Consider the following 24,262-nt stretch of genomic DNA (forward strand, 5'->3'; position numbering starts at 1 on the left):
CGCGGCGCGCACCCGGCCGCCCCCCGCGGCGACGGGGATCAGGACGCCGCGCCGATCACCGCGAGCACCTGCCCGGGCGCGACCTGCTCGCCGGGCGCGATGCGGATCTCCAGCACGCGGCCCGCCACCGGCGCGCCCACCACGGACTCCATCTTCATCGCCTCGACCGCGAGCACGGCGTCGCCGGCCGTCACGTCGTCGCCGGGGCGCACGTCCACCCGCCACACGGTCGAGGTGAACGGCGCCGTCACGGCGGTCGCGCCCGGCGGCACGGGCACCTCGTCGGGGACCACGACGGCCGGCTCGTCGCGCACGTCGAACTCGCCCGAGAGGCGCCAGCGGGCCTTCTCCTCCTCGAACGCGCGCGTCTGCGTCTCGCGGAAGGAGCGGATCGAGGCGTCGTTCGCGGCGAGGAACGCGTGGTGGTCGGCGATGGAGAACTCCCCGTCCTCCGTGGCGAAGTCGCCGCGGCCCGCGTCCGTCTCGGCCCGGAGCTCGAGCAGCTCCTCGGCGCCCACGGGGTACCACTCGATCCGGTCGAAGAACCGGAGCGCCCACGGGTGCTCCTGGAAGAGCCCGCCGCGGCGGAAGCGGTTCCAGATCTGCACGGTGCGGCCGACGAACTGGTACCCGCCCGGCCCCTCCATCCCGTAGACGCAGAGGTAGGCGCCGCCGATGCCCACGGAGTTCTCCGCCGTCCAGGTGCGCGCGGGGTTGTACTTCGTGGTCACCAGGCGGTGGCGCGGATCCAGCGGCGTGGCCACGGGCGCGCCCAGGTACACGTCGCCGAGGCCGAGCACCAGGTAGCTCGCGTCGAAGACCGTGCGGTAGACGTCGTCGACCGACTCGAGCCCGTTGATCCGGCGGATGAACTCGATGTTCCACGGCGTCCAGGGCGCGTCGTCGCGGACGCCCGCCATGTAGCGCTCGATGGCGAGGCGCGTCGCCGGGTCGTCCCAGGAGAGCGGCAGCCGCACCGTGCGCGACGGCACGACGAGCTGGTCCGTGGGCGGGATCTCGTCCTCCAGCTCCCGGAGCAGGCCCGCGACGGCCGTGGCCTTCAGAACGCGCGGATCCGTGCGCACCTGCAGCGAGCGGATCCCGGGCGTCAGCTCCAGCAGACCCGCCGGCCGCTCCTCCTGCAGCCGGGTCATGAGCGCGTGCACGCGCATCCGGAGCGCGATGTCGAGGGTCATGTCGCCGTACTCGACGAGCACGTCGTCGTCGCCGTCGCGCCGGTACGCGACCGACGGCCGCGCGTCGGTGGCCTCGAGCCGGCCGATCACGCCGTCGTCGCCGTCGCCGCCCGTGCGCATCACCGTGAGCGAGGCGCGCGCGTCGACGAGCGCCGCGGCGGCCGCCTCCTTCACGGGCACGAAGCGCACGGTGTCGCCGGGCCGCAGCTGGCCGAGCTTCCACAGCTCGCCGCTCGCGACGACCGCCGGGCACACGAAGCCGCCGAGGGACGGGCCGTCGGGGCCGAGGATGATCGGGGTGTCGCCCGTGAAGTCGATCGCGCCCACCGCGTAGGGGGTGTCGTGGATGTTCGACGGGTGCAGCCCCGCCTCGCCGCCGTCCTCGCGCGCCCAGCCGGGCCGCGGGCCGATGAGGCGGATCCCGGTGCGCGCCGAGTTGTGGTGCACGCCGTAGTCGGTGGCGTAGAGCACGTCGATGTCGTCACGGGTGAAGAAGTCGGGCGCCGCGTGCGGGCCCTCCGTGACGGCGATCTCCCACGTCGAGGTGAGCGCCGGGCGCCGGTGCGCGGGGGTCGGGCCGCCGATCAGACCGAGGCGCGCGCCCGCGGGGAACGCGGGGTGCTCGGCGTCGGAGTCGGGGGATCCGGGCCGCAGCACGTCGCCCGCGAGCAGCGCCCGGCCCGCGTGCCCGCCGAAGCGGCCGAGCGTGAAGGTGGACGCGGATCCGAGGTAGGAGGGCACGTCGATGCCGCCGCGCACGGCGAGGAACAGGCGGAGCCCGGGCCCGTCGGCGCGGCCGATCGCGAGGGTCTGCCCGGCGGCGACCTCGATCGGCTCCCACATCCGGGCGGGCTCGCCGTCGAGCGTGACCGGCGCCGGCGCGCCCGTGACGGCGACCACCGAGGCGGTCGAGAAGCGCAGCACGGGTCCGTCGGCCGTGATCTCGAGCCCCGGCGCGCCCTCCGGGTTGCCGACCGCGATGTTCGCCTCCGCGAGCGAGACGGGATCGAACGGGCCGCTCGGCGGAACGCCCACCTGCCAGTGGCCGAGCCGGCCGGGCAGGTCCTGCACGGTCGTCATGGTGCCGGGGGAGACGACGTCGATGCGCGGCGCGGGGTCGTCCGTCACGTCGAGGGTCGACGTGGAGTGCGTGGCCGTGCGGAGCTCGAGGTCGTCGACGAGCGCGCGCAGGAGGCCGGCGTTCGTGACGATGCCGTCGATCCGCGTGCCGTCGAGCGCCTCGCCGAGGAGGTCGAGCGCGTCGTCGCGGGTCTCGCCCGTCGCGATGACCTTGGCGAGCAGCGGGTCGTAGGAGGCGGAGACCTCGAGGCCCGTCTCGATCCAGCCGTCGACGCGGATCCCGGGCCCGACCGGCAGCACGGCCTGCGTCACGAGGCCGCTCGACGGCAGCGATCCCTTGGCCGGGTCCTCGGCGTAGAGGCGGGCCTCGACGGCGTGGCCCTCCGGGATCCACTCGCGCGTGAAGAGGTCGTCGGGGAGGCCCGCGGCGCCGTCGCGGGCGAGCCGCAGCATCAGCTCCACGAGGTCGACGCCGTGCACCTCCTCGGTGACGGGGTGCTCGACCTGCAGGCGCGTGTTCACCTCGAGGAACGCGGCCTCCTCGCGCACCGGGTCGTAGACGAACTCGACCGTGCCGGCGCTGCGGTAGGAGACGGACTCCGCGAGCGCGCGGGCGGAGGCGTGCAGCTGCGCGCGCACGCGGTCGGGCAGCGCGGGCGCGGGCGCCTCCTCGATCACCTTCTGGTTGCGGCGCTGGAGCGAGCAGTCGCGGTCGCCGATCACGGCCACGCGGCCGGTGCCGTCGCCCACGAGCTGCACCTCCACGTGCCGGGCCGGGCGCACGAGGCGCTCGAGGAAGATGCCGGTGGATCCGAACGCCGACTCCGCGAGCCGCGTCACCCGGCCGTACGCCTCGCGCACCTCCTCGGGCGTCGCGCAGGCCTGCATGCCGATGCCGCCTCCGCCGCCCGTGGCCTTGAGCATCACGGGCAGGCCGACGCGCGCCGCCTCGCGCACGGCCTCGTCGGCGTCGGCGAGGAGGCCGGTGCCCGCGAGCATGGGCACGCCGGCGGCCTCGGCCAGCTCGCGCGCGGTGTGCTTGGCGCCGAACGCGAGGATCTGGTCGGCGGTCGGCCCGACGAAGCGGATGCCCGCCTCCTCGCAGGCCGACGCGAACTCCAGGTTCTCGCTGAGGAACCCGTAGCCGGGGTGGATGAGGCCCGCGCCCGTCGCGCGCGCCGCCTCGATGATCGCGTCGATGCGCAGGTACGACTCGCGCGGTGCGGCCGGCCCCAGCCGCACGGCCTCGTCGGCCTCGCGCACGTGGGGAGCCGCCCGGTCGGCGTCGGAGAAGACCGCGACCGTGCGCATCCCCATGGCCTTCGCGGTGCGGATCACGCGGCACGCGATCTCGCCGCGGTTCGCGACGAGCACGGTGTCGAGGTCGAGCGCCCGGCGCTCGGCGGCGCTGCGCTCGGCGGCGCTCACGGCTCCACCACGATCATCCGCAGCGGCGTGCAGCTGAAGTCGTTGCACGGGTTGTTCATCTGCGGGCAGTTGGAGACGATCACCAGCACGTCCCGCTCGGCCCGCACGGCCACCCGCTTCCCGGGCGCGCTCATCCCGTCGACGATCCCGAGGGCGCCGTCGGCCTCGACCGGCACGTTCATGAACCAGTTGACGTTCGAGACGATGTCGCGCGCCCCGAGCCCGTGCCGCGCGCCCTCCGTGAGGAAGTTCTCCCGGCAGGCGTGCTGGTGCGCGGTGTGGTGCCCGTAGCGGAGCGTGTTCGACTCCTTGGAGCAGGCGCCGCCGAGGGTGTCCTGGCGGTCGATCTCGTTGCCGACCACCGTCATCAGGGGCCGGCCCTCGCTCGACATGAGCACGGATCCGGTGCCGAGGTACGCGTTGCCCTGCGCCACGATCGTGTCGGGCACGCTGTACCGCTCCTCCGGGTCGTCGGCGTCGTAGACGAGGAAGTCGGCGGACTGGTTGCCGCCCACGTCGACGATCGTGAGCACCTGGCGCGCGCGCACGACGGCCGACCAGGGCGCGAGCGGCGCCACGCGGTCGTCGCGCACGACCCGGCCCGCGACGAGCGACGCACCCCAGTCGAGCACGGCGTCGGGCGCGTGCACGGCGCCGGTGGGGACGGTGGAGGTGACGGTGGGGGTCATCGGTTCCCTCTCGCTTCGCAGCGGTCGATCGAGTTCAGGTAGGCGCGCGTCAGCTCCGGGCTGGCGTGGAAGCGCGCGTCGGCGGGTCCGGTGGGGGAGCCGCGCCAGGCGTGGATCCGCAGCGGCCCCACGACGTGGTCGGGCCGCGGGTCGAGCGGATGCGGCACGTCCGCGACGAGCACGAGCAGCGGCATCTCGGCCACGAGGGTCACGTGCGTGCCGGGCCCGGCGGATCCGGTGGGCCGCAGCCCGCCGTCCTCCTCCACGCGCACGCCCTGGAAGAGGGAGACGCTCGGCGGCAGGTCGCGGCGCGTGAGCCCGTGCTTCGCGGCGGCCTTCACGAGGAGCGACCGGCCGCTGGGCGTCGGGCCCTCGGGCGCGCCGGATCCGTAGCGCCGCTCGTTGAGCGCGTCGGTCGAGGTGCCGCAGAGGGCGTCGTGGTGGCCGGAGGTGTCCTCCACGATGCTCGCGAGGATCCGCCCGTCGCCGCTCAGCAGCGGCGAGCCCTCGCCGAGGTACGCCTGCCACGGGATCTTCACGGTGTCGGCCACGTTCAGCCGTTCGCCCGGCGCCTCCGCGTCGTAGAGCAGCAGGTGCGCGCAGGCGTCGCCCGTGGGGTCGTCGAGGCGGAGGCGGGATCCGCGCGCGAGCACCCGATGCGCGTACCCGCCGGGCGCGACGGTCTCGGCCCAGGTGAGGTCGGCCGGATCCACGCCCGCGGGCGCGAACGGCGACGAGGAGGCGGGGACGTACGGCATCCAATCGCTCCGGAGGGCGGCCTGCGCGCGGGCGTCGTCGCGGGAGGCGGTGACGCTGTCGGTCGTGTGCAGGTCCCTCATCGGATCGTCGCCCCCGCCGCCTCGACGACCGGGATGGCGGCCGTGGTCGGCACGTCCCGCAGCTCGAGGGGCCCGTGCGAGCGGTGCCGCCACGCGTGGTAGCCCCCGCCGACCAGCAGCGTGGCACCGATGAAGAGGAGCGCGCTGTACTGCAGCCACCACGACCCGCCCGTGAGGTCGTAGATCTCGGCGCGCGGCCAGATCAGGTTCACGGCCATGCCCGCCTGGAAGAGCACGGCCACGACGTTGAGCGGGATGCCCCAGCGGCCGAGCGTGAAGAGCGGCGCGCCGTCCTCGTCCACGCCGCCCTGCGGGAAGCGCCCGCGGATCCGGGCGACCAGCAGCGGGCCGGTTACGCCGAGGTACGCGAGGTAGAACATCGCGATGCAGAGGCTCGAGAGCGCCGTGAAGATCGCCGACTGGCCGATGTTGACCGCCAGGGCGAGGGCCGCGCCGACGCCGACGACCACCGAGGTGAGCACGGGCGTCCCGGTGCGGGGCGACACCCGGGCGAGCTGGCGGTGGAACGGGAGGGCCCGCTCGCGCGCCATGGAGTACATCATCCGCGTGCCCGAGGTCTGTACCGCGAGCGTGCAGGCGAACACCGCGACCGCGACCGCGCAGAGGAGGAAGCGGCCGCCCACGTCGCCGACGACCGACGTGATGACCCAGGCGATGCCCTTCGTGGCGAGCTGGCCGTCGGTGACGCTCGGCGCCGCGACCAGCGTGCCCACGATGAGCAGCGCCCCGCCGAGGCCGGAGACGACGAGCGCGCGGATGATCGTCTTCGGGGTGGTCTTGCGCGGGCTGTGCGTCTCCTCGGCGAGCTCGCCCGCGGAGTCGAAGCCGACCATCACGTACGCCGCCATGAGGGACGACGCGAGCCAGGCGAAGACGTACGGCTCGTCGCCCGTGCGGCCGGCGGTCGTCAGCACCACCTCGGGTCCGCGCTGCGGGAGGAGGAAGAGCACCGCGACGAGCACGACCACGCCGACGATCTCGATCAGGACGCCCGCCGTGGTCACGCGCGCCATGAGCCGCACGCTGAGGATGTTGACGACCGTGGTGACGACGAGCAGGAGGATCCCGAGCAGCACCGCGTTCGCCGCGCCCGTGGGGGAGGCGACCGACGGATCCGCGTCGGGGCCCCCGACGATCTGGAACCCGGCCCAGATGGCGGGCAGCACGGCCTGCACCGCGATGGCGGCGACCGCGACCGTGAGGATCTGGCCGACGATCATGGTCCAGCCGGTGAACCACCCGATCGTGGTGCCGGCGAGGCGGCTCGACCACTGGAAGATCGCGCCGGAGATGGGCCACGAGGCCGCGAGCTGCGCGAAGTTGAGGGCCACCAGCAGCTGCCCGACGAAGACGACCGGCCACGCCCAGAAGAACGCGGCGCCGCCGAGCCCGAAGCCGAGCCCGAAGAGCTGGAACACGGTCGTGAGGATCGACACGAACGAGAACCCGGCCGCGAACGAGGAGAACTGGCCGACGCCCCGGTGGAGCTCCTGCGCGTAGCCGGACGGGAGGTGGGCGGCGGGGGCGGCGGTGCCGGACGGGAGGCGACCGACGGGTCCCGCGGTGTCCTGCGCGGAGCCGGGCGGGACGACGGGGGCGGGGGCCGAGGTGCGGGCCGCGGCCGGCGAGGGGGTGTGCGGGGTGCTCAATCTTCTGGCCTCTCACGAGGGCGCGGTGCTGCGGATGCGCCGGGGATCCGGTTGCCCGGTCGGAGTATCTATCGAGCGATAGGTATTTCCGTCCAGTGTGGTTCTGCCCCGTATCGCGGCCGTCTTCCTCGTGTTACCGGCGTGTATCTTCTCCGGCGCGACGGATCCGGTCACCGTCGCGCGCCGCCCACACGTGCGGAGGGGCCGGCAGCTGATGGCTGCCGGCCCCTCGATCTCAGTCCTCGCGCGGGGGCGTCACGCAGCCGCCGCCCGCGCCGGCGCGAGCAGTCCGAGGAAGGCGAGGTCGTCCGCCACCTTGGTGATGAGCGCGCGGTCGAGCGACGGGATCTCCGGTGACCCGAGCGGGCGCACCTCGCGGACCGCCTCGGCGAACGCGTCGGCGGGGATCGCCGAGCCGGCGTGCGGCTCCTCCGGCGCGGCGAACGCGTGCATCAGCGGGAGGACGGACCGGGCGCGGTCCGCGTCCGGGAGCGATGCCAGCGCGTCGCGGAACCGCTCGACCCACTCCGCGTGGTCCGCGACGCGCTCGATGTCGTGGCCGTCCTCGCGGAGCCAGTCGACGAAGGTGTCGAGCGAGACGCCGTCGTCGTGGGGGTTCACGACGTTGAACGTGCGGTGCCCCTCGGTGAGCGCCGCGCCGATCGCGTCGATCGCCGCGGCCGTGAAGTCGGCCGGCAGCCCGTCGTAGTGGGAGCGCTGCCGCTCGCCGTCGGGGCCGCGCCGCACGAACGAGGCCGGGGCGAGCCCGGTGGTGAGCACGCTCCACATCAGCCGGGTGAAGACGTCGGGGAGGTTCACCTGCCCGCGCCAGCGGGGGTGCGCCAGGATCATGTCGGAGCGGAACACGGCCACGGGGACGCCGTGGTGCTCGTGCGCCTCGCGGAGCAGCACCTCGCTCGCCCACTTGCTCGCCCCGTACCCGTTGGCGTACTCGTCGCCGACGGCCCACTCGGGGATCATCACGCGGATGTCGGCGTGCTCGTCGAGCGCGGCGGGCGCGGACGGCTCCGCGTCCGCGGTCGCGCCCGGCTGCGCGCCGCCCGCGACGGCGACGCTCGACACGAAGGTGACGGGCACGCTGCCGGCGGCGATCGCCAGGCGGATCGCCTCGGCGGTGCCGACGACGTTCGGGCCGAACAGCGCCGGGTACGGGAGCACGTGGTTCACGAGGGCCGCGGCGTGCGCGACGAGGTCGACCCGGCCGGCCAGGGCCTCCCACCGCGCGTCGTCGAGGCCGAGGCGGTGCTCGCTGACGTCGCCGGCCATCACCTCGAGCGCGCCCGCCAGCTCGGCGAAGCGCCGGGCGAACGCGGGGTCGGCGGCGAAGGCGGCGTCGAGGCGGCGCCGGGCGTCCGCGTCGTCGGCGCCGCGCACGACGCACACCAGCGTGCCGCCCTCCGGGGCGAGGCGCTCGAGCCAGTCGATGGCGAGGAACCGGCCGAGGTAGCCGTTGGCGCCGGTGAGCAGCACGGTCCGGGATCCGGGGCGGGCGGACGCACGGGGGACCGGCGTCGGGATGCCGCCGAGCATCCGGTCGAGGCGGAGGTCGCCCACGCGGAGGGTGGATGCCCCGGCGCCGTGCACGCGCGTCACGGTCGGCCGGTCGTCGGAGGCGGAGCGCTCCACGAACGCGGCGACGGCGGCGAGGTCGTTGGTCGGGTCGGTGATGACGCCGACGGGCACCTCGGCGTCGAACACGTCCTCGAGGATCCCGGAGAACGTCAGCGCCGACAGCGAGTCCCCGCCGAGGTCCGAGAACCGGGCCGCGGCGGCGGTCGCGGGGGACACCTCGGCCCCGAGGAGCAGGAGGGCGGCGCGCACCACCGTGTCGACCGTCGGCTCGTCGTCGGCGCGTTCGCGGAGCGCGGCCACGAGGGTGCCGCTCTGCTGCGACTCGAGCGCGTCGTACAGGGCGGCGAAGCGCTCGCCGTACCGCTGCGTGAGGCGCAGGCGCAGGAGCTTGCCGGCGTCGGAGAGCATGCCGCCCTCGACCGTGAACGGCTGCGGCTCGACGATCACGCCGCGGGGCACCTCGTAGGGGGCGAGGCCGTGCTCCCGGGCGGTGCGCTGGAGCGCGGCGAGGACGTCGCGCTCCGACGCCCCGGCCTCCGTCGGCACGACGACCGCGACGAGGAACGCGTGCCGGCTGTCGCCGTGCAGCGCGACCTGGTGCACCTCGGGCGTCCCGCCGTAAGTGGCCTCGAGCGATGCGACCGCCACGAACTCGCCCTGCGACAGCTTGAGCACGTTGTTCCGGCGGTCGAGGTACTCGTACGTGTCGGGTCCGGTCTGCGCCATGACGTCGCCGGTCCGGTAGAAGCCGTCCTCGTCGAACACGGCGGCGGTGGCGTCCGGCCGGCGGAAGTACCCCGCGATCACGGCATCGCTCTTGATGAGCAGCTCGCCCCGCGGGTGCGGGAGGTCGGTGGTGCGGTATCCGAGCTCGGGGACGTCGACGAGCTTGTGCTCGGTGACGGGAGGCTGCTGGACGACCCCGTCGTGGAGGATGCCGCCCGCCTCGGTCGACCCGTACTTGTCGTGCAGCGAGATCCCGAGGCACTCCTCGACGTACGCGCGGAGCTCGGGCGTGAGCGGGGCGCTGGTGCAGATCGCCTGGGCGATGCGCCCGCCGAACGCCCGGACGCGCAGGTCGGCCTGGACCTCGGCGCGGACCGCGTCCACGGCGGCGCCGCCGGCGGCGAGCCGACGCTGCTCCTCGCGGTCGCCCTCCTGCCGCAGCATCTCCGCGACGCGCGGCACGAACACGAACTCGGTCGGGGTGAAGGCCCGGAGGTCGTCGAAGAGCGCCGACAGGTCGTTCGAGGTCGCGAGCGCGACCGTGCCGCCGCGGCCGAGCGTGGCGAACAGGGCGGAGCGGCCGGTGAGGTGGCTCATCGGGAGGTAGGCGTACCCGACGATGGCGGCGGCGGCGTCCGCTGCGCCGGCCTCCGCAGCGGGGTCGGGCCGCATGGCGTGCCACATCCGCTCGACCATGGAGCGCGTGTACATCGCGCCCTTCGGCGTGCCGGTGCTGCCCGACGTGTAGAGCAGGAGCGCGAGCGGGTCCTCGCCGGGTGCGGGATACCACGGGCTGATGCGCGGCAGGCCGGACCCGCGGGCGACGAGCCCGTCGAGCGTCAGGTCGGCGTCGGCGTCGGCGTCGGTGCCGGCGGCGACGTCGATCAGCATCGTCCGGATGCCGTCGCCCGAGGCCTCGGCGACCGCCCGGGCCACCGCGGCCTGCTCGGCCGTGACCGCGATCCAGACCGGCGTGGTCTCCTCGACGATGCCCTGCAGGGCCGGGAGGGGCGCGCTCGCCTGCAGCGGGACGCTCACCGCGCCGAGGATCCAGGTGGCGAGGTCGAGGGTGACGGCGTCCGCGGTCGCGGTGCCGAGCACCGCGATCCGGTCGCCGGCGGACACCGTCTCCCCGAGCGCCGCGGCCAGCGCGCTCGCCCGGTCCCACAGCTCCCCGAAGCCGATGTCCGAGATGTCCGCCCCGGCCCGCTGCCGCAGCGCCGGACGGTCCGCGTGCTGCGCGAAGAGCGCCTCGATCGACGTGTCGTCGTGCTCGTTCTGGTGCTCGTTCTCGTGTTCGTTCCCCATGTGCTGGTCCTCTCCTCGTTCGTCCCGGCGCGCGCGTGCGCACCGGCTTCAGTGCGCGTCGAGCGCGATCCCCGCCAGCGCCAGCCCCCCGGCCACCGCCCACCGACCGGTCCCGGCGAACGCCGGTCCCCGTCGTGCCCGGGCGGCGAAGGAGCCGTCCGGATGGAGCGCGACGTCCGCGCCGTCGATGCCGTGCCACCCGCCGTGCGCCGACGTCCGGGCCTTCGCGACGGCCTCGGCGGCGGCGAAGAGCACGCTGTCCGGACTCCCGACCCCGGATGCCCGGAGCGCGTCGAGGCCCGCGGCGACGCGTGCGCTGCCGAGGTCCGCCACGCGCGCCAGCACGCCTCCGGGCAGGGGGCGGGCGGGCGTCGCGTCGATGCCGATCCCGGCGTGCGCGTCGCGTCGTCCCACGGCGCAGGCGCGGAGCCCGACGCAGTGCGTGATGCTGCCGACCGCCCCGGTCGGCCACACGGGCGCCCCGCTGCGGGCGACGGGGATCGACGCGGAGCGGATGCCCAGGGCGCCGAGCGCCTGCCGGGCGAGCACGCGACCGGTCACGAACTCCGCGCGACGGCCCGGCAGGGCGGTCGCGACGGCGTCGAGCTCGTCGTCCGCGAGGATCCCCTCCACGTCGTGCTCCGCCGTCGCCACGACCACGGATCCGGGGAGGAGGGCCTCCCAGGGGGTCCGCGACATTAGTTGCACTGACACAACTAAACCGGCGGTTCCTCCGAGGTTCCCGGGTCCCTGTCGGCGCGCTACACTGCGCCGTCGGTCGGGCGCAGGGCGGCGCTCGGGCCGTGGATCCCCGCCCCTCGCCCCCTCCGAATCGCCTCCCCGGCCCTTGACGATCGCGGCCGCGGGGAGTCGGCTGGATGCTCCCGACGGCGGTCCGCGCGCCTCGCGGCGACGGCGCCCGCCGTCCCCGCGAACCCAGGAGGATCAGCATGGCTGGACGCTTCGACGGCAAGGTCGTCATCATCACCGGCGCAGGATCGGGCATCGGCGAGGCCACGGCCCGCCGCTTCGTCGCGGAGGGCGCGAAGGTCGTCATCACCGACAGCGTGGAGGACAAGATCCGCGCGGTCGCCGACTCGCTCCCCGCGGGCAGCGCCACCGCGCTCGTCGCGGACGCCGCCGTCTCGGCCGACGCCGACCGCGCCGTCGCCACCGCGCTCGAGGCGCACGGTCGCCTCGACGTGCTCGTCAACAACGCCGGCACCTTCCAGGCCGGCCCCATCGCGGACATCACCGACGACGAGTGGCGCCGCGTCATCGACACCGACCTCTCGGGCGTCTTCTACGGCACGCGCGCGGCGCTCCCCCACCTGGTCGAGACGCGCGGATCCATCGTCAACGTCTCGTCGGTGTCGGGCATGGCGGCGGACCACCACATGAGCGCGTACAACGCGGCGAAGGGCGGCGTGAGCAACTTCACGCGCGCCACCGCGCTCGACCACGGCGTCGACGGCGTGCGCGTGAACGCGGTCGCGCCCGGCCTCATCTGGACCGAGCTGGTCGCCGGCAAGGAGGACGACGAGGAGCTGAAGGCGGAGTTCGCCAAGCGCATCTCGCTCGGCCGCGGCGGCGAGGCCGACGAGGTGGCGGCCGCGATCGCGTTCCTCGCGAGCGACGACGCCTCGTTCATCACGGGCGCGATCCTGCCGGTCGACGGCGGCACCACGGCGAGCAACGGGCAGCCCTCGCAGGCGTGAGGGCGCGCTCGTGCGGCGCGGCGGGGTCGATCAGGCGCTGACCGGCGGCAGCTCCGCCACGGCGACGCGATCCCCCGCGGCGTCGCGGATCTCCACGGCCGCCGCGTCCTCGCGCAGCACGTCGGCGTTGAGGCGACAGTCGATGCGGACCGCGGATCCGAGCATCGTGCCGGACGCGTGCTCCCCGCCCGCCGCGTCGACGATCACGACGGAGTAGCTGTCGCCCACCGTGAGGCCGTCAACCGCGAGGAGCGTCTCGGTGCCCCACGTGTGCGCCACGACCTCGCCCTGCACGTCGACGCCCGCGGGCGCGCCGGCGAAGGTCACGTCCTCGAGCGCGCCGAGGGTGCCGGCCGGGCCGGCCGCGACGTCGGCGCGCGGGGTCGCGAGGAGCGCGCCGCCGGCCGCGCCGATCGCGAGGCAGGCGGCGGCGCCGGCGATCGCGAGGGCGGTGCGCCGGGTGCGCGATCCGCGGCGTGCGCGTCGCGCGTCGAGGTCGGCGGGTCCGTCCGTCATCCTGCGCTCCGCGTCGCCGTCCGAGATCAGCCCGATCCGCCGCGCCAGCTCCGCGCTCGGCTCCGCGTCCTCCCACGCTCCGACGCCGCGGATCGCCGACGGCAGGCCGCCGAGGAGCGCGATCTCCGCGTCGATCGTCGGGTCGGCCGCGCGCATCGCCTCCAGCTCCGCGGTCTCGGCGGGCGAGAGGTCGTCGGCGAGGACGGCGGCGATCAGCTCGGCGCGGCGGTCGTCGGGCTCCGCGGCGTCCGGCCGGGGTGTGCGGTCATCGGTCATGCGGGATCCCCTTCGTCGAGGTGCGTGCGGAGGGCGCGGAGCGCGTGGAAGACGCGCGTGCGCAGGGTGGGGACGGGCACGCCCGTGGCGGTGGAGAGCTCCTGGTAGCTGAGCCCGGTGAGGTGCACGGCGACGACGGCCTCGCGATGCGCGTCGCTGAGGCGCGCGAGGCCCTCGACGATCCCGAGCCGGTCGAGCGGATCCGCCTCCGTCGTCGCTTGCTCGGGCGCCTCCTCCTCGGCCACGACCCGCGGGGTGCGGGCCCGCGCGCGGTGCACGTCGAGGATCACCCGCCGCTCGATCGCGAACAGCCAGGTGCGCGCGCTGCCGCGCTCGCCGTCGAAGGAGTCGCGGGCGCGCCAGGCGCGGAGGAAGGTCTCCTGCACGCAGTCCTCCGCGAGCTGGCGGTCCTGCAAGGCGTTGACCGCGAAGCCGAGCAGCGCGCCGCCGTGCTCCGCGAACGCCCAGCGCACGTCGAAGCCGGGCGTGGACGCGCTCATCGTGCTCCGCTCGGAGGAAGGTGCCGGACGCGTCAGGACGAGCGCCATCGTGATCTCCAGCCTAGGCGGCGGGTGCGCGCCCTCACCGGGGGATACGTCGGCGGAGGCGCCGGCGTTCATCGCGGGGCCGGGAGGGGACGCCGACCGCACGAGATCGCCCGGATGGATTCCGGCACCCGATGAACGCCCGCCGCCCGCCGTGCGTATGCCCTGTCAGAAGCGGTGCCCGCTCGGGCGCCCCACCACGAGAGGCTGCACGCGATGACGCACACGAGACTCGTCCGGAACACGACCATCGGGGGCGCCGCCGCGGCCGCCCTCACCCTCCTCGCCGCGATGCCCGCGTCCGCCGAGACCACCGTCCCCGAGCCGGAGCGCTTCACGAGCGCCTTCACCGTGATGGCGACGCCCGACCAGGTGCTGAACGCCGACGGCGTCGCGACCCCCGGCGAGCCCGGCGCCACCGGCCGCTTCGACCTGCGCCTCGACTCGACGTCGAACACGATCTGCTACGACATCACCCTCACGGGCGTCACCGGCGAGTACAAGAGCCCCGCGAAGACGGCCACGCACATCCACCAGGCCGCCGTCGGCAAGGCCGGCCCGCCGCGCATCGCCTTCCCGAACCCTGCCGACGCCGGGAACGGCACGCGCACCAGCTCCGGCTGCATGCAGGGGCCGTTCACCACCGGGATCATGAGCGCGCAGAACGCCGACACCGGCGAGGGCTTCACGGTCGCGCAGATCGAGGCCGACCCGTCCGCGTTCGCGGCCGACAGCCACACCGCGTCGTTCGCCGCGGGCGCCGTGCGCGGCCAGCTGACCCAGGTGCCGGTCGGCGGCGTCGACACGGGTGCCGGCGGATCCGCCGCCTCCCCCTCGGCCGCCCTCCCGCTCGTCGCGGGCGGCGGTGCCGTCGCGCTCGCCGCGGCGGGCGTCGTGCTGATGCGCCGCCACCGCGCCCAGGAGTCCTGATCCCCGTGCACCGCGACCCGGTCGGCGCCCCCACGCGGCGCACCCGTCGGGCCGCGGTGCTCGCGGGCGCGCTGATCCCGCTGGCCGTGCTGGCCGGATGCGCGCCCGCTCCCGCCGCCGCTCCGCCGGAAGCCCTCGCGACCGCCCCGGCGGACGCGCCCCCGAACGCCGCGTCGAGCGTCCCGCCCACGACCGACCCCCAGGTCGTGCAGGGCCTCGGCGCGGTCCCGACCCGCGTCGCGATCCCCGCCATCGAGCTGGACCAGCCGCTCATCGACCTCGGGATCGCGCCCGACGGCCGGATGGAGGTGCCCGTCGACTTCGACGACGTCGGCTGGTTCACCGGAGGCGGCCGCCCCGGCGGACGCGGCCCCACCGTGATCGCCGCGCACGTCGACTCCCGCGTCGGCCCCGCCGCGTTCGCCCGGCTCGCCGAGCTCGGCGTGGGCGACGAGGTGTCCGTGCAGGACGTCGACGGCGGCACCACGCGCTACTCCGTGACCGAGGTCGCCGACTTCGCCAAGGCCGACTTCCCGACCGCGCGCGTGTTCGGCGCGCAGCCCACCGACCAGCTCCGCCTCATCACCTGCGGCGGCGTCTTCGACCGCAGCGTCGGCCACTACGAGGACAACCTCGTCGTGTTCGCGGAGCCCGTGAGCTGATCCGCAACCGTGACGTGCGCCGCGCGCCGGCGTCAGGAGTCCGGATCCGCCTCGCCGGCATCCGGCCATCCCGCGCGCAGCCGCGCCGCCCGCTCACGCGCCAGCTCGAGGCGGGCCTCGCCGAGCGCGGCCGTCGCGGCGAGGGTGCGGCGGCCGGCCAGCGCGACCCGGATGAGCACGACGAGCGCCACCGCGCCGAGCGCCAGCAGCGCGACGACCACGAGCAGCGACAGCGACCAGACGACGTCGTAGCCGCTCGGCAGCAGGATGCTGTCGTACCTGCCGTCCACGATCAGGCGGCCGGGCCGGAGGGACCGGATCCGGGAGCGTACGGGCCGCCCGCGTCCCCGTCGTCCGCCTGCAGCCGCGCTGTCTGCTCGCGGATCAGCTCGAGCCGCGCCTCCTGCAGCGAGGTCGTGACGAGGAGCGTCCGCCGCGCGACGAGCGCGAGCCGGATGAGCACGACGGTCGCGACGATCGACAGCACCACGAGCGCGAGGACGACGAGGACGTACAGGACGATGCCGATGCCGGCGCCCGGGGAGGAGATCATGCCCCGAAGCTAGCGGTCGGGATCGCTCCCGCGGCGGATCGGCCTCCGGTGGGCGCGGGGCGTACCGTGGATCCCGCCCCTCCTCCCCGATCCGTCAGGAGCCCCCGCATGCCCACCGTCCTCCTCACCGGATTCGAGCCCTTCGACGGCGACACCAGCAACCCGTCGTGGACGGCCGTGCAGGAGGTGCGCGACCGCTGGGACGGCGACGCGGAGATCCAGGTGCGCCAGCTGCCCGTCGACTTCGCGAAGGTCGACGACGCGCTGCGGGCGGCGCTCGCCGAGGTGGATCCGGACGTCGTCATCTCCGTGGGCCTCGCGGGCGGCATCGAGACGCTCGAGGTGGAGCGCGTCGCGATCAACGTCGACGACGCCCGCATCCCCGACAACACGGGCTTCCAGCCCATCGACGAGCCGGTCGTCGACGGCGGCCCGGCGGCGTACTTCAGCACCCTGCCGATCAAGGCGGCGGTCGCGGCCGTGCGCACGAAGGGCATCCCCGCGGTCGTCTCGCAGACCGCGGGCACCTACACCTGCAACCACGTCTTCTACCTGCTGATGCACGAGCTGCGCGACCGCCCCGGCACCCGCGGCGGCTTCGTCCACATCCCGTACTCGACGGAGGAGGCGATCGGCACCGACCGCCCCTACATGCGCATGGACCAGCTCGCGACGGCCCTCACCGCCGTCGTGAAGGCGACCCTCGCGAACGCGACCGATGTGAAGGTGGGCGGCGGGTCGCTCGACTGATCGGTCGGTCCTCAGCCCCGGTCGGCCGGACCGGCGGCGATCGCCCACGTGGATCCGGCCGGGGCGCTCTCGACGCCGACCGTGAGCCGTGCGCCGGTCAGGGCGACGTCGGCATCCAGCACCTGCAGCTCGCCGCCATCGGCGCAGGACAGCGTCGCGGGCGGTTCGTCGGCGATCCGGACGGTCGCCTCGCCCTCCTCCGCATCGGCGGAGCAGAGGGCGTAGACGGCGAGCCCGTCGCGCTCGCCCGTGATCTGGATCGAGGAGCGCTGCGGCTCGTCGCCCGAGCCGGCGAGTCCGCCGTACACGTCCCGGCCGTCCTGCTGCATCGCGGTCCGGAGGTCGTCCATGAGGGGCCCGGTGGGGGTCGACGCATCCCGCGTCCCGTCCTCGGGGGAGCCGCACGCCGTCAACGCGAACGCGGAGAACGCCGCGACCGCGACGACCGCGGGGGCGAGAGCGCGGCGATCCACGGTGATCCCCTTCCTCGCCGGTCGTCGTCCGTCCACGCTACGACACGGACGGGAGTCGCCTCCGGCGCACGGGCTCAGGACGCGGACGCCGCCCCCACCCGCGCATCCGCCCCGCGCACCCGCAGCATCAGCAGCAGCCCCGCGAGCAGCACGATCACGATGCCGATGATGCCGAAGCGGGTGTCGCCCGTGATCGCCACCGCGATGCCGAACAGGCCGGGCGCGAGGAACGAGACCGCGCGGCCGGTGGTCGTGTAGAGGCCGAACATCTCGCCCTCGCGGCCGGCGGGGGAGATCCGCGCGAGGAACGTGCGGCTCGACGACTGCACCGGCCCCACGAAGAGGCAGAGGAACAGGCCCGTCGCCCAGAAGCCGGCCTTGGCGTCGCCGACCGCGAGCACCGCGGACCCGCCGACGATGAGGCACGCGAGCGACACGAGGATGACGGGCTTCGCGCCGAACCGGTCGTCGAACCAGCCGGCCGCGAACGTGCCGATGCCGGCCACGATGTTGGCCGCGACGCCGAACAGCAGCACCTCGGTGGTCGTGAACCCGAAGACCTGGGCGGCGATGATCGCCCCGAACGTGAACACCGCCGCGAGCCCGTCGCGGAACACGGCGCTCGCGAGCAGGAACACGAGCACGCGCGGCGACTCCCGGTACAGCTCGGCGATCCGGCGGAACAGCGTGCCGTACGACGCGAGGATCCCTTGCCGCGCGCGACCCGGCGCTGCGGCGATCTCGGGCACGCCCACCAGCACGGGGATCGAGAACACGGCGCACCAGATCGCGGCGACGAGGATCGCGATGCGCACGTCGAGCGCGCCGCCCGCCTCGCCCGACGGCAGGCCGAGGAGCCCGGATGCGCCGGGCGTCCCGAAGTCGAAGAGGAAGAGGCCGAGCAGCAGCGCGAGCAGCACGATGCCGCCCACGTAGCCCATGCCCCAACCGAGGCCGGACACGCGCCCGACCGTGCGCGGCGTGCTCACCTGCACGAGCATCGCGTTGTAGTTCACGCTCGCGAACTCGAAGAACACGTTGCCGGTCGCGAGCAGCACGGCGCCGAGCCACAGGTACGACGGCACGGGCTCCACGAAGACCATGCCGAGCATCGCGAGCACCACGATCCCGGTGTTGATCCCGAGCCAGAGCCGTCGCCGCCCGGATCCGTCGGAGCGCTGCCCGAGCACGGGCGCGAGCACCGCGATGAGGAGGCCCGCGAGGGTGAGCGCGAGCGAGATGACGCCGGACGTGTCGGCCTTCGCGGCCACGAGCGCCGGGTTCCGGGCGTCGTCCCCGGCGGCGGCGACGATGGCCGGATCCACGAACAGGCTGCTGGCGAGGTACGTGCTGAAGACGAAGGTGGTGACCACCGCGTTGAAGGCCGCGGACCCCCAGTCCCACAGCGCCCACGCGGCGACGCGTCGGCGGGGCGGGGCGGCGGGCTCGTCGATGCGTCCGGGCGCGGTGGTGCTCATGCTCGCAACCTAGTCGGTGGACGTGTCGCGGCAGGGTCGCCGGGCGAACGGACCCGCCCCTACGCTGGCCCGATGGACGGACCCCTCGACGGCGGGAACATGAACCGCGTCGAGCGCGAGGGCGACACCGTCCTCCGCGACGCCGGCCCCTGGACCCCGACCGTGCACCGCTACCTGCGGCACCTGGCGCTCGCGGGCGTCGACGGGATCCCCGAGCCGCTCGGCGTCGAGGGCGGCCGCGAGCGGCTCACGTTCCTCGACGGCACCGTGCCCGTCTACCCGCTGCCCGACTGGATCTGGGCCGACGACGTGCTCGTCCAGGCCGGCCGGCGCCTCCGCGAGCTGCACGACGCCAGCGTCGGCTTCATGCTCGGTGGCGCCGTGTGGCAGTCGGAGGTCAAGGTGCCCGCCGAGGTGATCTGCCACAACGACTTCGCGCCGCACAACCTCGTCTTCGCCGACGGCCGCCTCACCGGCGTGATCGACGTGGACATGTGCTCGCCCGGCCCGCGCATCTGGGACATCGCGTACCTCGCCACGCGCGCGGTGCCGCTCACGGGATCGACGCCGGAGGGCGCGCCCGGCATGGACGACGCCCGCCGCCGGGTGGCCCTGCTCCTCGACGCGTACGGATCCGACGCGACCTGGACCGACGTGATCCGCGTCGCCATGCTGCGCCTCCACGACCTCGCCGAGATGTCCGACGCCAAGGCCGACGAGCTCGGCAGGCCGCACCTCCGCGACGAGGCCGTGCTCTACCGGGCCGACGCCGCGCATCTCCGCCAGATCCTCGCCGCGGACCGCGCACCCGGAGGCTGAACGCCGACCCGGCGACCCGCCGACCCCTCGGGTCAGCGCCGGGGCCGCGGCCGGGGCCGGCCGACCGCCGCCCTCACCCGCGCGGCAGCAGCCCCGCGACCTCCCGCAGCACGTCCGCGTCCTCGTAGGCGAGCCCCAGGCCGATCGCCTCCGGTACCGGGAACCATGCCACGCGCTGCCCCTCGGTGAGCGCGATGTCCTCCGCCGGCACATCGAGCCGCGCCGTGAACGTGTGCTCCATCCCGTAGGAGCGCGTCCGCGTCATCAGGTGCGTGACCTCCGCGGGCGGGATCCGGGCGCCGAGCTCCTCCTCCACCTCCCGCACGATGCACGCGAGCGGCGTCTCCGGCGGCTCGAGCATGCCGCCGGGCAGCGCCCACATCCCGGGGAACGGGATGGTCGGGATGTCGTCGCGCAGCTGCAGGAGGATCCGGCCGCTCCCGTCGACGAGCACCACCTGGCAGCCCTCGGGGAGCGCGGAGCCGTCGGTCACGGGGCCGTCGCCGCGTCCGGTCCGTCCATCGTGTGCGCCGTCATCGCGATCGCCGCGCGCGCGATGTCCTCCGCGGTCTCCTCGGATCCGAGCCCCGGCGACGCCCGCAGCGCCACCTCGGCAGCCGCGCGGTAGTCGGCCGCCACGTGCGCGAGCTTGGCGCGGCCGGTGTCGGTGAGCTCGAGGAAGACGCTGCGCCGATCCCGCGGGTTGGGTACGCGGTCGAGGAGCCCGGCGCCCACCAGCCGGTCGATCACCGCGGTCACGGCGCCCGTGCCCATGGAGATCTCGGAGGCGAGCAGCTTCGGGGTCATGCGGCCGAGGTCGCCGACGACGCTGATGACGGTCAGGTCGGTCGTGTTCATCCCGACGTCGTGGGCGATGCGCGTCCGCAGCTGCCGCTGCGCCGTCTCCACCATGTGCAGCGCGTTCGCGAGCGCGTCCACGGCCGCGGCGTCGCGGCGTCGCGGAGCGGTCTTCTCCGGGGTCATGGGCGGTGTCCCTGCGTCGGGGATCCGGGCGGATCCGGGTGCGGTCCAGCGACTGTAACGCGGCGCGAGGGGGCTCATCCGCTCCGCGAACGGCATGCCCCCCGCAGTGGGGGGATTGCGCGGAATCTGAGTAGCTGTATATTCGAGTTACTTGCAAAGCGAGTCAAACTTCCTCCCCGGGCCCACCCCGCCCGTCCCACCCCGATCCGCCAGGAGCCAGAACATGTCGAACCACATCGCCCCCGCCGCCAAGACCAAGCGCGTCCGCTTCGCCCCCCTCGCCATCGCGACCGGCGTCGCCGCGGCCGTCCTCCTCTCCGTCTCGATGTCCGGCACGCTGTCGGGCTTCGTCGCCTCGATCACCAACGACACCAACACGGCGGCCTCCGGCTCGCTCGTCATGCAGGAGTCGCAGGCCGGCGCCAACGGCGCCCCGACCGTCACCTGCCTCAGCACGAGCGCGGCGACCGGCGTCGACTCCAACGCCGCCACCTGCTCCACCATCAACAAGTTCGGCGGCTCGACCACGATGGTCCCCGGCCAGACGGTCACGAGCGTCGTCAACATCAAGAACGTCGGCACGTCGAAGGCCGCGACCTTCACGCTGACCCCGGGCGCGACCTGCACCCAGACCAAGAACGGCACGGTCAACGGCTCCGCCACCGACTTCTGCTCCAAGCTCAACGTCGTCATCACGGCCGCCGGCTCCACCGCGCCCGTCTTCTCCGGCACCGCCGCGACCCTCGCCGGCTCCTCCGCCAAGACGCTGACCGCCCTCGCCGCGAACGGCAGCACCGACTTCACGTTCGCCGTCACGCTCGACTCCTCCGCCGGCAACACGTACCAGGGCCTCGGTGCGTCGCTGCCCCTCACCTGGACCTTCGCGGCCTAGTCCCCGCACGACCCGGCGGGGCCGCCACGGCGGCCCCGCCCTCCGCGCGACCATCCCCACGCGCGCCCATCCCCATGAGCCCCTGACCCGGGAGGTGCCCCATGACCGACATCCAGGACCGCGCGACCGCCCCCGCGACCGCTCCCCTTCCCCCGACCGCCTCCGCGATCGACGCCCTCGAGATCGACGCCCTCGAGCTCGACCTCCTCGAGCTGGACCTCCTCGAGCTCGACGCCGTCGACCTCGAGCCCGTCGAGCGGGATGCCGTCGACCTGGACGTCCTCGTCACGGAGGAGGCGGACCTCGACCCCGCCTCCTCCGTCCTCCCCGCGCGCGGCGCCGCCCGCCGGGCCGCGCGCACCTCCCGCTCCGTCCGCCGCCGCACCGTCGTGATGTGGACGGCCACCGTCCTCCTCACGCTCCTCGTCGCGGCGACGCTCCTCTTCCAGGCCTCCGGCGGCCGCTGGTTCGTCGTGCAGACGCCGTCGATGGGCACCACGGCCCCCGTCGGCACGCTGCTGCTCACCACCCCCGTCCTCCTCGAGGACGTGCAGGTGGGCGACGTCGTCAGCTTCCACCCCTCCACCACCCCCGCCGAGACCTACACGCACCGCGTCATCGGGGTCGACGCCGACGGCCTCACCACCCGGGGCGACATCAACGGCGCCGTGGACCCGTGGAAGACCGACCAGGAGCACCTCGTCGGCGAGGCCACGACGATCCTCCCCGGCTTCGGCTGGCTCGCGAAGGGCCTGCCGCTGATGCTCGCGGGCCTCGTGATCGTGATGATCCTCACCCGCCTCATCGGCTCGCCCACGCACCGCGCCTCGATGCGCATGCTCGGCGGATCCCTCGTCGCCGCCTTCACCGTCTTCCTCCTGAAGCCGTTCGTCGGCCTCGTCGTCCTCGACGCCGTGACGGCCGGCAGCGACGTCCGCGCCACCGTCGTCAACACCGGCCTGCTGCCCATCCGGGTCGCGGCCGAGGGCGGCACCGCCACCTCCGTCGTCTCCGGCGCGGTCGGCACGATCACCGCCCCCGCCGGCGAGGCCGGGAAGTTCCACGACATCTCGTCCACGCTCGACCTGCCGCTCTGGGGCTGGGTCGTCTTCTTCGGCCTCTGCGCCGTCCCCCTCCTCTACACGCTGGTCGTCGGCCTCCCCGCCGAGGAGGAGCGCCGCGCATGAGCGTCGTCGCCCGCCTCCTCGGCCGCGCATCCGCCGCGGACGCTCGCCCCCGCCGCGCCCCGCGCCTCGCCGGGATCGCGGCCGCCGTCTCCGCGGCCGCCCTCGGCGCCGTGCTTCTCCTCGCGCCGGGCACGAACGGCGCGTACACCGCCGCGATCACCAACACGAACAACAGCGCCGCCTCGTCGGCCGCGTTCTTCACCTGCTCGAGCGCGTTCGCGGCCGACAAGGCCAACGCCGTCTTCGCCTACGCGCTGAACGAGGCGAGCGGATCCACGACGGCCACCGACGCCGCGACCGGCGCCTACCCCGGCACCTACCGCGGATCCATGACCAGCACGAGCGTCAGCCCGCAGGCCTGCCCCCGCGACGCCGGCGGCGCCTACACGCTGAACGGGTCCACGAGCCAGCTCACCAACTCGCTCATGGCGCAGGGGCCCTCGACCTTCAGCACCGAGCTCTGGTTCAAGACCACGGTGAAGGGCGGCAAGCTCATCGGCTTCGGCAACTCGGCCACCGGATCCTCGTCGGCCTACGACCGCCACACCTACGTCTCCACGACCGGGCAGCTCGTCTTCGGCACCTACAACAACGGCTACCAGACGCTCACGAGCCCGGCGAACGTCGCCGACGGCGCCTGGCACCACGTGGTCTCGACCATGTCGCCGAGCACGGGAATGATCCTCTACGTCGACGGCGCGCGCGTCGCCGGCAACACGGCGTTCACCGCGCCGGAGAGCAACACCGGCTACTGGCGGATCGGCTACGACAACACGTCGGGTTGGCCGAACCCGGGCAACAACTACTTCACGGGCAGCATGCGCTTCGCCGCGCTCTACAAGACGGCGCTCACGGCGACGCAGGTCAAGGCCCACTACGACGCCGGCCGCTGACCGGCTTCGGACGCGAGAGGAGGGACGGCCGTCGGGCCGTCCCTCCTCGTGTGTGCGTGCGTGCGTGCGTCGGATCAGCTCGCGGGCACCACGTCCCAGTGCTCGCGGATGAGGCCGCCGTCGACGCGGAAGACGTCGGCCGCGAGGTACGGGTCGTCCGCCTTCGCGCCGACCGGCTGCGAGAGGATCCAGACCAGGTCGCCGTCCGAGATCGAGACCACCGCCTGCTGCGCCGGGAACTGCGCGCCGCCCGAGAAGAACGCCTTCAGCGCGGCCGTGCCGTTCGCGGCGACGGTGTTGTGCTGGAGGTACGCCGGGTCGAACGAGCGGTCGAGCACGCTCGGGTCGTGGTCCTTGAAGAGGGTGTCGTAGGCGCTCACGGCCAGCTGCCGGTTCGCCTCCTCCTGCTCCTCGGTGGGCGCCGGCTTCCCGGCCGATCCCTGGTAGAGGTCGCTGAACATGGTGTTCGTGTTGCCGCTCGCGGGCGTGCCCTGCGGCACCGGCTGGTCGAACGACCAGTGCTCGTCGATCTGGCCGTTCGGAGCGACGCGGAACACGTCGAGCGCCGCCTCGCCGGTGCGCTCGTCGTCCGGGTTCGCGGTGATCTGCCAGTGCACGGCCACGAGGTCGCCGTCGGCGCCGATGTGCTTGACGACGGCCTGCGCGCCGGGGATGCGCGCGTGCGCCTGCACGAACTCGTCGAGCAGGCCGCCGGGGCCGGCCTTCGACCCGTGCGAGGTGGCGTCCGGGGCGACGGCCGCGATGACCGCGGACTGCGCGGCCTCGCTGGTCGGATCCGGGAACGCGGCGGCGATCAGCTTCGAGACGGCGTCCGCGTTGGCCGACTCCGTGGCGGAGTCGGTGCGGTCGGCCGTGGTGCCGCCGTCGCCCGCGGGAGCGGTGGCGACGATGGGGGAGGCGTCGGTGGCGGGGTCGGCGGAGGCCGCGGAGGATCCGGCGGCCTGGCAGCCGGCGAGGACGACGACGCCAGCGAGCGCGGCGGTGCCGCGCGCGAGCAGGGACACGGGAGTTCGTTGAATGCTCATGCATCCACGAT

Annotated in this window: 23 protein-coding genes; 8 read left to right on the plus strand and 15 right to left on the minus strand. The window is 74.4% G+C overall.

Going from position 1 to position 24,262, the window contains the following annotated elements; all coding sequences use genetic code 11:
* Positions 1–38 precede the first annotated feature (38 nt).
* The 6 genes from uca to FGG90_RS11620 all read right to left on the minus strand — a co-directional run bounded on the left by uca (position 39) and on the right by FGG90_RS11620 (position 11,228).
* Complete coding sequence (gene uca / locus FGG90_RS11595) at positions 39–3,704, minus strand: urea carboxylase (RefSeq protein WP_210433031.1); 3,666 nt, start codon at positions 3,702–3,704, stop codon at positions 39–41.
* The gene (locus FGG90_RS11600) at positions 3,701–4,393 is read right to left on the minus strand and encodes an urea amidolyase associated protein UAAP2 (protein WP_094126978.1); all 693 of its coding nucleotides are present in this window, start codon (positions 4,391–4,393) and stop codon (positions 3,701–3,703) included. The genes uca and FGG90_RS11600 overlap by 4 nt, the downstream gene beginning before the upstream one ends.
* Positions 4,390–5,232 carry an urea amidolyase associated protein UAAP1 gene (locus FGG90_RS11605; RefSeq protein ID WP_094126976.1) on the minus strand — a complete coding sequence of 281 codons (843 nt, stop codon included), beginning with the start codon at positions 5,230–5,232 and terminating at the stop codon, positions 4,390–4,392. Before FGG90_RS11605 ends, FGG90_RS11600 begins: the two co-directional genes overlap by 4 nt.
* Positions 5,229–6,902 carry an APC family permease gene (locus FGG90_RS11610; RefSeq protein WP_094126974.1) on the minus strand — a complete coding sequence of 558 codons (1,674 nt, stop codon included), beginning with the start codon at positions 6,900–6,902 and terminating at the stop codon, positions 5,229–5,231. The genes FGG90_RS11605 and FGG90_RS11610 overlap by 4 nt, the downstream gene beginning before the upstream one ends.
* A gap of 255 nt (positions 6,903–7,157) precedes the next feature.
* The gene (locus FGG90_RS11615) at positions 7,158–10,529 is read right to left on the minus strand and encodes a thioester reductase domain-containing protein (RefSeq protein ID WP_094126972.1); all 3,372 of its coding nucleotides are present in this window, start codon (positions 10,527–10,529) and stop codon (positions 7,158–7,160) included.
* Positions 10,530–10,577: 48 nt separating this feature from the next.
* The gene (locus FGG90_RS11620; RefSeq protein ID WP_237583354.1) at positions 10,578–11,228 is read right to left on the minus strand and encodes a 4'-phosphopantetheinyl transferase family protein; all 651 of its coding nucleotides are present in this window, start codon (positions 11,226–11,228) and stop codon (positions 10,578–10,580) included.
* 251 nt (positions 11,229–11,479) lie between these two features.
* On the opposite strand from FGG90_RS11620, the gene budC reads away from it, so the two are divergent.
* A complete protein-coding gene (budC, locus tag FGG90_RS11625) occupies positions 11,480–12,247 on the plus strand; it encodes a meso-2,3-butanediol dehydrogenase (protein ID WP_094126970.1) in 768 nt (255 codons plus the stop codon).
* Positions 12,248–12,277: 30 nt separating this feature from the next.
* On the opposite strand, the gene FGG90_RS11630 is transcribed toward budC, so the two are convergent.
* Both FGG90_RS11630 and FGG90_RS11635 read right to left on the minus strand, forming a co-directional pair.
* Positions 12,278–13,039: a hypothetical protein gene (locus FGG90_RS11630; RefSeq protein ID WP_094126968.1), complete on the minus strand. Its 762-nt coding sequence runs from the start codon at positions 13,037–13,039 to the stop codon at positions 12,278–12,280.
* Entirely contained in the window at positions 13,036–13,539 is a 504-nt protein-coding gene (locus tag FGG90_RS11635; RefSeq protein ID WP_237583356.1) for an RNA polymerase sigma factor, read from the minus strand. The genes FGG90_RS11630 and FGG90_RS11635 overlap by 4 nt, the downstream gene beginning before the upstream one ends.
* 261 nt (positions 13,540–13,800) lie before the next feature.
* Between FGG90_RS11635 and FGG90_RS11640 the strand changes: the two genes are divergently transcribed.
* Together FGG90_RS11640 and FGG90_RS11645 are read left to right on the plus strand one after the other, a co-directional pair.
* On the plus strand, positions 13,801–14,514 hold the full coding sequence (locus tag FGG90_RS11640; RefSeq protein WP_094126964.1) for a CHRD domain-containing protein: 714 nt from the start codon (positions 13,801–13,803) through the stop codon (positions 14,512–14,514).
* Between the two features lie 5 nt (positions 14,515–14,519).
* Entirely contained in the window at positions 14,520–15,176 is a 657-nt protein-coding gene (locus FGG90_RS11645) for a class F sortase (protein WP_237583358.1), read from the plus strand.
* A 32-nt stretch (positions 15,177–15,208) separates the two neighbouring features.
* Here FGG90_RS11645 and FGG90_RS11650 read toward each other — a convergent pair whose 3' ends face one another.
* Both FGG90_RS11650 and FGG90_RS11655 read right to left on the minus strand, forming a co-directional pair.
* A complete protein-coding gene (locus FGG90_RS11650) occupies positions 15,209–15,466 on the minus strand; it encodes a hypothetical protein (protein ID WP_237583359.1) in 258 nt (85 codons plus the stop codon).
* A gap of 2 nt (positions 15,467–15,468) precedes the next feature.
* A complete protein-coding gene (locus tag FGG90_RS11655; protein WP_094126962.1) occupies positions 15,469–15,729 on the minus strand; it encodes a hypothetical protein in 261 nt (86 codons plus the stop codon).
* Positions 15,730–15,837: 108 nt separating this feature from the next.
* On the opposite strand from FGG90_RS11655, the gene pcp reads away from it, so the two are divergent.
* Positions 15,838–16,479 carry a pyroglutamyl-peptidase I gene (pcp, locus tag FGG90_RS11660; RefSeq protein WP_094126960.1) on the plus strand — a complete coding sequence of 214 codons (642 nt, stop codon included), beginning with the start codon at positions 15,838–15,840 and terminating at the stop codon, positions 16,477–16,479.
* Positions 16,480–16,490: 11 nt separating this feature from the next.
* Here pcp and FGG90_RS11665 read toward each other — a convergent pair whose 3' ends face one another.
* Entirely contained in the window at positions 16,491–16,952 is a 462-nt protein-coding gene (locus FGG90_RS11665; RefSeq protein ID WP_094126958.1) for a hypothetical protein, read from the minus strand.
* A gap of 74 nt (positions 16,953–17,026) precedes the next feature.
* The gene (locus FGG90_RS11670; RefSeq protein ID WP_094126956.1) at positions 17,027–18,430 is read right to left on the minus strand and encodes an MFS transporter; all 1,404 of its coding nucleotides are present in this window, start codon (positions 18,428–18,430) and stop codon (positions 17,027–17,029) included.
* Between the two features lie 72 nt (positions 18,431–18,502).
* On the opposite strand from FGG90_RS11670, the gene FGG90_RS11675 reads away from it, so the two are divergent.
* Complete coding sequence (locus FGG90_RS11675) at positions 18,503–19,249, plus strand: phosphotransferase (protein ID WP_094126954.1); 747 nt, start codon at positions 18,503–18,505, stop codon at positions 19,247–19,249.
* A gap of 73 nt (positions 19,250–19,322) precedes the next feature.
* Here FGG90_RS11675 and FGG90_RS11680 read toward each other — a convergent pair whose 3' ends face one another.
* Both FGG90_RS11680 and FGG90_RS11685 read right to left on the minus strand, forming a co-directional pair.
* Complete coding sequence (locus FGG90_RS11680) at positions 19,323–19,742, minus strand: NUDIX hydrolase (RefSeq protein WP_237583360.1); 420 nt, start codon at positions 19,740–19,742, stop codon at positions 19,323–19,325.
* Entirely contained in the window at positions 19,739–20,233 is a 495-nt protein-coding gene (locus FGG90_RS11685) for a MarR family winged helix-turn-helix transcriptional regulator (RefSeq protein ID WP_094126952.1), read from the minus strand. The genes FGG90_RS11680 and FGG90_RS11685 overlap by 4 nt, the downstream gene beginning before the upstream one ends.
* A 223-nt stretch (positions 20,234–20,456) precedes the next feature.
* Between FGG90_RS11685 and FGG90_RS11690 the strand changes: the two genes are divergently transcribed.
* The 3 genes from FGG90_RS11690 to FGG90_RS11700 all read left to right on the plus strand — a co-directional run bounded on the left by FGG90_RS11690 (position 20,457) and on the right by FGG90_RS11700 (position 23,205).
* A complete protein-coding gene (locus tag FGG90_RS11690; RefSeq protein ID WP_094126950.1) occupies positions 20,457–21,125 on the plus strand; it encodes a hypothetical protein in 669 nt (222 codons plus the stop codon).
* A 101-nt stretch (positions 21,126–21,226) separates the two neighbouring features.
* Positions 21,227–22,312 carry a signal peptidase I gene (locus FGG90_RS11695; RefSeq protein ID WP_094126948.1) on the plus strand — a complete coding sequence of 362 codons (1,086 nt, stop codon included), beginning with the start codon at positions 21,227–21,229 and terminating at the stop codon, positions 22,310–22,312.
* Complete coding sequence (locus FGG90_RS11700; RefSeq protein WP_094126946.1) at positions 22,309–23,205, plus strand: LamG domain-containing protein; 897 nt, start codon at positions 22,309–22,311, stop codon at positions 23,203–23,205. The genes FGG90_RS11695 and FGG90_RS11700 overlap by 4 nt, the downstream gene beginning before the upstream one ends.
* A 74-nt stretch (positions 23,206–23,279) precedes the next feature.
* On the opposite strand, the gene FGG90_RS11705 is transcribed toward FGG90_RS11700, so the two are convergent.
* Positions 23,280–24,251: a nuclear transport factor 2 family protein gene (locus tag FGG90_RS11705; RefSeq protein WP_094126944.1), complete on the minus strand. Its 972-nt coding sequence runs from the start codon at positions 24,249–24,251 to the stop codon at positions 23,280–23,282.
* Positions 24,252–24,262: the final 11 nt, after the last annotated feature.

Origin of the sequence: Clavibacter michiganensis subsp. tessellarius, assembly GCF_021922985.1 — a bacterium.
GTDB classification, from domain to species: Bacteria; Actinomycetota; Actinomycetes; order Actinomycetales; family Microbacteriaceae; genus Clavibacter; species Clavibacter tessellarius.